The 6,677-nt window shown below is 61.6% G+C and carries 8 protein-coding genes; 6 read left to right on the top strand and 2 right to left on the bottom strand.

The features are described 5' to 3' along the window. Positions 1–315 precede the first annotated feature (315 nt). The gene (locus ARC39_RS18300) at positions 316–1,038 is read left to right on the top strand and encodes an NYN domain-containing protein (RefSeq protein ID WP_068116281.1); all 723 of its coding nucleotides are present in this window, start codon (positions 316–318) and stop codon (positions 1,036–1,038) included. 303 nt (positions 1,039–1,341) lie between these two features. Next, positions 1,342–2,523 (top strand): hypothetical protein, encoded by a 1,182-nt coding sequence (locus ARC39_RS18295; RefSeq protein ID WP_068116280.1) that lies wholly within the window; start codon positions 1,342–1,344, stop codon positions 2,521–2,523. 42 nt (positions 2,524–2,565) lie between these two features. On the opposite strand, the gene ARC39_RS18290 is transcribed toward ARC39_RS18295, so the two are convergent. Together ARC39_RS18290 and ARC39_RS25890 are read right to left on the bottom strand one after the other, a co-directional pair. Then, a complete protein-coding gene (locus tag ARC39_RS18290) occupies positions 2,566–3,183 on the bottom strand; it encodes a TetR/AcrR family transcriptional regulator (RefSeq protein ID WP_068116279.1) in 618 nt (205 codons plus the stop codon). An 81-nt stretch (positions 3,184–3,264) separates the two neighbouring features. After that, a complete protein-coding gene (locus tag ARC39_RS25890; RefSeq protein WP_161470990.1) occupies positions 3,265–3,435 on the bottom strand; it encodes a hypothetical protein in 171 nt (56 codons plus the stop codon). A gap of 144 nt (positions 3,436–3,579) precedes the next feature. On the opposite strand from ARC39_RS25890, the gene ARC39_RS18285 reads away from it, so the two are divergent. The 4 genes from ARC39_RS18285 (at position 3,580) to ARC39_RS18270 (ending at position 6,644) form a co-directional block, all read left to right on the top strand. Further along, positions 3,580–4,506 (top strand): AEC family transporter, encoded by a 927-nt coding sequence (locus ARC39_RS18285; protein ID WP_068116278.1) that lies wholly within the window; start codon positions 3,580–3,582, stop codon positions 4,504–4,506. A gap of 117 nt (positions 4,507–4,623) precedes the next feature. Then, a complete protein-coding gene (locus ARC39_RS18280) occupies positions 4,624–5,082 on the top strand; it encodes a YaiI/YqxD family protein (protein WP_068116277.1) in 459 nt (152 codons plus the stop codon). Positions 5,083–5,109: 27 nt separating this feature from the next. Further along, a complete protein-coding gene (locus tag ARC39_RS18275; RefSeq protein ID WP_068116276.1) occupies positions 5,110–5,730 on the top strand; it encodes an HAD family hydrolase in 621 nt (206 codons plus the stop codon). Next, complete coding sequence (locus ARC39_RS18270; RefSeq protein WP_068116275.1) at positions 5,727–6,644, top strand: ornithine cyclodeaminase family protein; 918 nt, start codon at positions 5,727–5,729, stop codon at positions 6,642–6,644. The genes ARC39_RS18275 and ARC39_RS18270 overlap by 4 nt, the downstream gene beginning before the upstream one ends. The last annotated feature ends 33 nt before the right edge of the window (positions 6,645–6,677 follow it).

The following is a 6,677-nucleotide window of genomic DNA, read 5'->3' as shown; positions in this document are numbered from 1 at the left end:
TCGACCTCATGCACAAAGGCGAATCCATCAGAAGTGTCGTTGTGTATTGACCCCATGAGGCAAACCGATCCCAATACCGCGCCCCGACCATCACCGGGCGGACAAGTGAGGCGGAACAGCGTGCCGGGATCCCCGCCACCTGCACTACGCGAGATATCCGGCTTGCCAACTGAGACACCTCTCCGGACCGGTTGCCGGGTGCGCAAGCCGGAGGTATTGCCCCGAAGCGCCTGACGGAGTTTCTTCTGTCGGGAAATATCCTGCGGGGTCCGGGGGTGCAAAACCCCCGGTCCCGCCCCCAGAACCGGAGCCCGAATGCCTGACCAGCGCCCCCTCCTCGCCATCCTGATCGACGCCGACAACACGTCGCCGCAATTCGCGAAATCGATCTTCGACGAGATCGCCGCCTACGGTGAAGCCTCCGTGCGGCGGGTCTACGGCGACTTCTCCTCCTCGCAGATGAAGGGCTGGTCGAAGGTTCAGGCCGAATTCGGTCTCGTGCCGCACCATCAGCCAGCCAACACGGTGGGCAAGAACGCCTCCGATATCGCGTTGGTGATCGACGCAATGGATCTGCTGCACTCCGGCCGGTTCGACGGTTTCGTTCTGGTTTCCTCCGACAGTGATTTCACGCGCCTCGCGAGCCGGATCCGCGAGCAGGGGCTCGATGTGTACGGGATCGGTCAACGCAAGACGCCGGAAGCATTCCGGAAAGCCTGCAAGCGCTTCATCTACGTGGAGAACATCGACACGCGCGCGGCCACGGCCGAAGCGCCCAGCACCGAGAAGAAGGACGAGCCGAAATCGCGGCCACTCAACGAAGCCCGCGACCTTATCCTGAAGGCAATGGACGGGATCGACCAGGACGACGACTGGTATCCTCTCGGACCACTGGGCCAGTTCGTCGTCGCCGCCAACCCGGATTTCGACACGCGCACCTATGGCAAGAAAAAGCTGTCCGACCTCGTGCAATCGATCAAGATCTTCGAGACGCGGCGGGGTCCGGGAAACCAATTGCAGGTCCGCCGCCTCGATTGATCCCGATACGGAAACAGACAGGCTTGCGCGACCCGCGCACATCCGGACTCCACCGGCACTGAAACAGTCTTTTTCCGGTCCGGCGATTGTCGCGCATTCGGTGCGCAATCTACCGCCGACACCTTGCAAAGACAGGCACAGGAGCTTTGCAGGCGCAGCGATCCCCCCCTAAAAGTGATCGGAACGCGCGATCACGCGACTCCACCGAGTCGAAATCACTTGATAGATTACGCACTTGTTGGCATGGCCGAATGCACACGAGTGTTTGAGGGGCATCATGCCTCGGGTAAAATGGGGACTGATATGGCGAAACTTGTATTCAATAAGGCTCACGATTTCCACTTCGGGTACGCGGAGTTCGAGAATTACAGCATCAAGAGCTTTGACGCGAAATCCGGGAAGATGACCCTGAAGTACGACGCGAGCCGTGAGGGCGTCCCTTACGATCCGGACCGGTCACCGTGGAAGGTCACGATCCAGCTCAAGGACTTCAAGACCTACAAAGCCACCGACGGCAAGTACCAGGGCGATACGATCGTCACCTCCGGCGACATCGAGTCGATCCGCTGGTTCAGCAAGTCCAACAAGCTGGAAGTGAAGATGACCGATATCTCGCTGGACGCCGGCGAGTTCCATTATCTTTTCCTTGAGCATTCCGCCCGCACCTACGACAACCTCGTGGCCGACGGCAGCACCTTCCTCGGACCGAAGGGCAGCGCCAGCGGAACCAACGCTGAAACCGGCAGCGGCGACGATGTGTTCCGGGCCCGCGGCGGCGGCAGCTACATCGAAGACAATGGCGGCGCCGACCAGTACTACGGGTCTGCGACTAAATGGGACATCCTGAGCTACGCGTCCTGGACCTACGACCGGCGACCGCTGGATTCGGGCGTCAAGGTCAACCTTGCGAACGAAAAGGCCACCGGCCCGGACGGGCTCGTCGACAAGCTTGTCAATATCGACCAGGTGATCGGAACCTTCAAGAAGGACACGTTGATCGGCAACGACAGCAACAACACCTTTGCCGGACTACGCGGGAAGGACGTTATTGACGGTGGCGATGGATTTGACCGGGCAATCTACGTTCGCGACGCGAGCTACGGTGGCCATGACGGGATCGTTGCCAATCTTTCGAAAGGGACGATCCGGGACGGATTCGGGACCGTCGACCAGGTGAAGAGCATCGAGCAAGTCGATGGAACCAACAGCCGTGACGTGTTCACCGGAAACAACGCCAACAACCGCTTCAAGGGCGGCGACGCGAAGGACAAGTTCATCTTCAACGGCAAGAAGTTCGGCACCGACACGATTGTCGACTTCGACCCCACAGAAAATGACAAGATCCAGATCCGGGCGGCGAATAAGTTCTCCGACCTGAACATCTCGACGAAGTCCGGGGATACCCACATCAAGCTGAACGCCAACTCGGAAGTAATCCTGCAGGACTATACCGACGGTTTGGATTCGGGCGACTTCATCTTCTGATCAGCTACAATGGACCGCTCCCGTGCAATGCGCGGGAGCGTCTCAGGCGCCGTAACGCGCCATGAACATTTCCACCGCGCCGCGCGCGATGCGCTCGTGTTCTGCCGCGGAGAACTCCTGATCCAGCCCCATCAGGAGACGTGGAAAGAGATCCACCTTGCAAAGCTCGATGAACTGGTCCGCCGCGAGCTCCAGATCGTCGATCTTCAACTCGCCGCGCGGGATGGCCTTGTCGAAATACGCGATCAGCACCTCGCGCGCCCGCGCAGGGCCGTTCAGCCAGTATTCGCGCCCCAGTTCGGGAAACCGCTCGGATTCCGCGATGACCACGCGGAATGCCGCCCGACCGATATCGGACAAGAAGAAGCACATCATCTGCGTTGCCGCCGCCATGAGCACATCCTCCGGCGCACGATCCGCATCGATCTCCTGAACCGCGTCATAGGCCTTCTGACAACAGCCGGCCTTCGCGACCTCCAGAAAGAGCAGCCGCTTGTCGGGGAAATAACTGTAGAGCGTCGCCTTCGAGACGCCCGCGGCGCGCGCAATGTCGTCGACGCTCGCACCTTCGAAGCCGTCCTGCAGGAAGACTTCGCGAGCGCCTTCGACCACCTGATCGTACTTCCGCCCGCGTTTTATCTGATTGTCAAACGCGCCCATCCGCGGCCCTCCGTTTGGGCCGAAGTTTAAACCGTTCAGTTCACTTCCGGCAAGTAGCCAGAAAGACAGGCGTCTCGGCGCCTATTGCTCTGGGCTGACCGCGGTTACGGACTGGTTGGTTCGGGTCGTATCGACATCGCCCGTGGCCTCGGACGGGAAGGTGAGGTGCGGGATATCGAAGCTGACAAGCGCGGACGCGGGCAACGTCCAGGCGAATAACACAAGGATAGCAAGACCTGGCAGTCGAAACATTGGACTCTCCTAAATGGACGTGATGAATGGGAATAGACTACCACGAGCCCCCCACCGTCGGATGCTGGTTTTCAGGTCAGGTTGCCGACAGGTGGCCCCCAATACGCGGTGACGGACAAACTCGGGCGTGCTAAGGGGCAAGTAATGCTGCCGATCTTCCTGAAAACACTGCCGTTCTTCGGCCTCATTGCCCTCGGTTACGTCGCCGGGCGCACGCGGTTCTTCACCGACGAAGCCACCGCCTGGTTGACGAAATTCGTCTTCTATTTCGCCCTGTCGGCAATGCTGTTCCGATTCTCGGCCAACCTGTCGCTGGGCGAGGTGCTCGACTGGACATTCGTGCTGGCCTATCTGTCCGGCAGCATCTTGATCTACGTGATTGCCACGCTGGTCGCATTGTTTCGACGCCTGCCGATGGCCGAAGCAGCGGTTGAGGCGCAATGCGCAGTGATCGGCAACACCGGTTTCCTCGGCGTACCCATGTTCGTTTTGCTCCTGGGCGAGGCCGCCATTGGCCCTGTGATGCTAGTTCTGGCGGTGGATCTGCTGGTATTCTCGAGCCTGATCGTCGTAATCGTGACGGCCAGCCGCGACGGTCGGGTTGGCCTGGGGGTGTTGCTCTCGGTGGGTCGGGGCCTCCTGCACAACCCGATGATCGTTTCGATCGGCGCTGGATTCCTTTGGGCCGCGCTGAAACTGCCGATTCCCGCGCCGATGAACGAATTCCTGAGCCTGCTTGGGGCCGCCGCGACGCCCGGGGCGCTCTTTGCCATCGGAGCATCGCTTGCGTCGAAGTCCGCGGAACGGCTTTCCGTCGCGCTCTGGCTCTCCTTCTGCAAGCTTATCCTGCACCCGGCCGCCGTGGCGGTCGCGGCACTGGTTCTGTTCCCCGTCGAACGTTTCGCGGCGGGTGTGATGATTGCGGCCGCCTCGTTGCCCGTGGCTGGCAATGTCTACATCCTGGCCCGCCACTACGGTATCGCGCCGCACCGCGTCTCCACGGCCATCCTCGTTACAACGGCCGCATCGGTATTCACAGTCTCGGCAGTCATCGCCTGGGTGAGCGGCTGACAACTTGCCGGCCACCGCGCCCCGCGATACGGCTGTGCGAAACAATTGGGAGACCGGAACGATGCAGTCAAATTCCGGCCACCGGCGAGCTTATTCCTCATTGGAGTGTCGGCCGACATGACCACGATCTACGTCGACGCAGATGCCTGCCCCGTGAAATCGGAGGCCGAGAGAGTTGCCACCCGCCACCGGATCCCAATGGTCCTTGTGTGCAACGGCGGGCTACGGCCGCCGGAGAACCCCCTGCTGCGCGTCGTCTACGTGGATGAGGGGCTCGATGTGGCCGACCGGTGGATCGCGGCCAACGCCACGACCGGCGATGTGGTGATCACCGCCGATATTCCGCTGGCCGCCGATTGCGTGACCGCAGGCGCGCTGGTGCTCAAACCCGATGGCGAGGAGCTGAACGATCGCAACATCGCAAACGCGCTCGCCAATCGAAACCTGATGACAGAATTACGAAGTGCCGATCCGCTTCGTCCTGGCGGCGGCCGCCCTTTTTCGAAGGCTGACCGTGCCCGATTTTCACAGGCGCTCGACCGGGCGTTGACACGCGAGGCCAAACGGCGAGGGTAGGCGCAACTCACAAATGGAGAACGCCCCATGCCCGTGGATCTCGTGATCTTCGATATCGGCAACGTGCTGATCGAATGGCAGCCCGAACGCTACTATGACACCGTGATCGGCCGCGACCGGCGGGAAGCGATGTTCGCCGAGGTGGACCTGCATGGTATGAACGACGAGGTCGACCGCGGCGCCGATTTCCGCGACACGATCTATGCGACCGCGGAGCGCTACCCGGAATGGCGCGACGAGATTCGCATGTGGCACGACAAGTGGGCGGAGCTTGCCACGCCCGCGATCGATCGCTCAGTTCGGTTGCTCCGGGCCCTGCGAGCGCGGGGGGTACCGGTACACGCGCTGACGAATTTCGGTATTGGAAGCTTCGAGGTCGCGGCCGGCATGTACGACTTTCTGAACGAGTTTGACGCACGGCATATCTCCGGCCACCTCGGGGTGATCAAACCGGACATTCGGATCTATGAGCTCGTCGAGGACAGCTGCGGCCATGTTCCGGAGGCTATCCTCTTCACCGACGACCGCGCCGACAACATTGCCGCCGCCGAGGCGCGCGGCTGGCAGACACATCTGTTCGATGGGCCGGCGGGTTGGGCCAACCGGCTGGTGGCGGAAGGGCTGCTAACGTCGGACGAAGCCGCGTGACCCTACCGTTCGTTCCCGGAGAGGCAGAGACGTACCTGGACTGGCTCGCGCTGACGCAGGTACTGGCCGCCGGACACAGGCTGCCCGAAGCCGTGGTCGCCGACACGGTCATTTCCCGTGGCACCGACCGTCTTCTCAACCGCTCGGCCTGGATCGATGGTCTGGGCGGCCTGGTGAAAGCGGCCACGATCTTTCCGGGCAACCCGGCAAGGGGCGTGCCGTCGGTGAACGGAACCGTCACGCTCTATTCCGACGCCACGGGCGAGGCAGAGGCGATGCTGGACTTCCACCTCGTGACCAAATGGAAAACCGCTGGCGACAGCCTGCTCGCTGCCCGCCGACTGGCGCGCCCGGACAGCCGCAGAATCCTGATCGTGGGGGCAGGCGCTGTCGCCACGTCTCTCGTCGAAGCCTATCGCCAGGGCTTCCCGGCCGCCGAGTTCACCCTTTGGAATCGCACGCGAGACAAAGCGGAGGCGTTCGCCCAACAAATCGACGCCAAGGTAGCCGATGACCTGAAGCTCGCCGTATCGACCGCGGACATAATTTGCACGGCAACAATGGCGAAAACCCCGATCATTCACGGCGAATGGTTGCGCCGCGGCCAACACCTCGATCTTATCGGCGCCTTTGCACCCGACATGCGGGAAGCGGATGACACGGCGATGCGAATGGGGCGTGTTTTCGTCGATTGCTTCGGGACAACGCTGTCACACATCGGCGAGTTGATCGCGCCGCTTGCCTCTGGTGCACTGACGCGCAGCGATGTGCTGGCCGATTTCCGCGATCTCGACGCCTTTTGCCGCGCGCCGGACGATATCACGGTTTTCAAGAACGGAGGCGGCGCGCACCTGGATCTTATGACAAGCCGCTACATCCTCGAGTCATGGCGGGCGGGTACAGCGAAGAGGTGAGCCTGCGGCTGCGTGCTTTTCAAACCGCGCCGG

The organism is Tropicimonas marinistellae (genome assembly GCF_001509585.1).
Lineage (GTDB): Bacteria > Pseudomonadota > Alphaproteobacteria > Rhodobacterales > Rhodobacteraceae > Tropicimonas > Tropicimonas marinistellae.
Note: the sequence above shows the minus strand (reverse complement) of the source record. Positions and strands in the feature narration are given on the sequence as shown.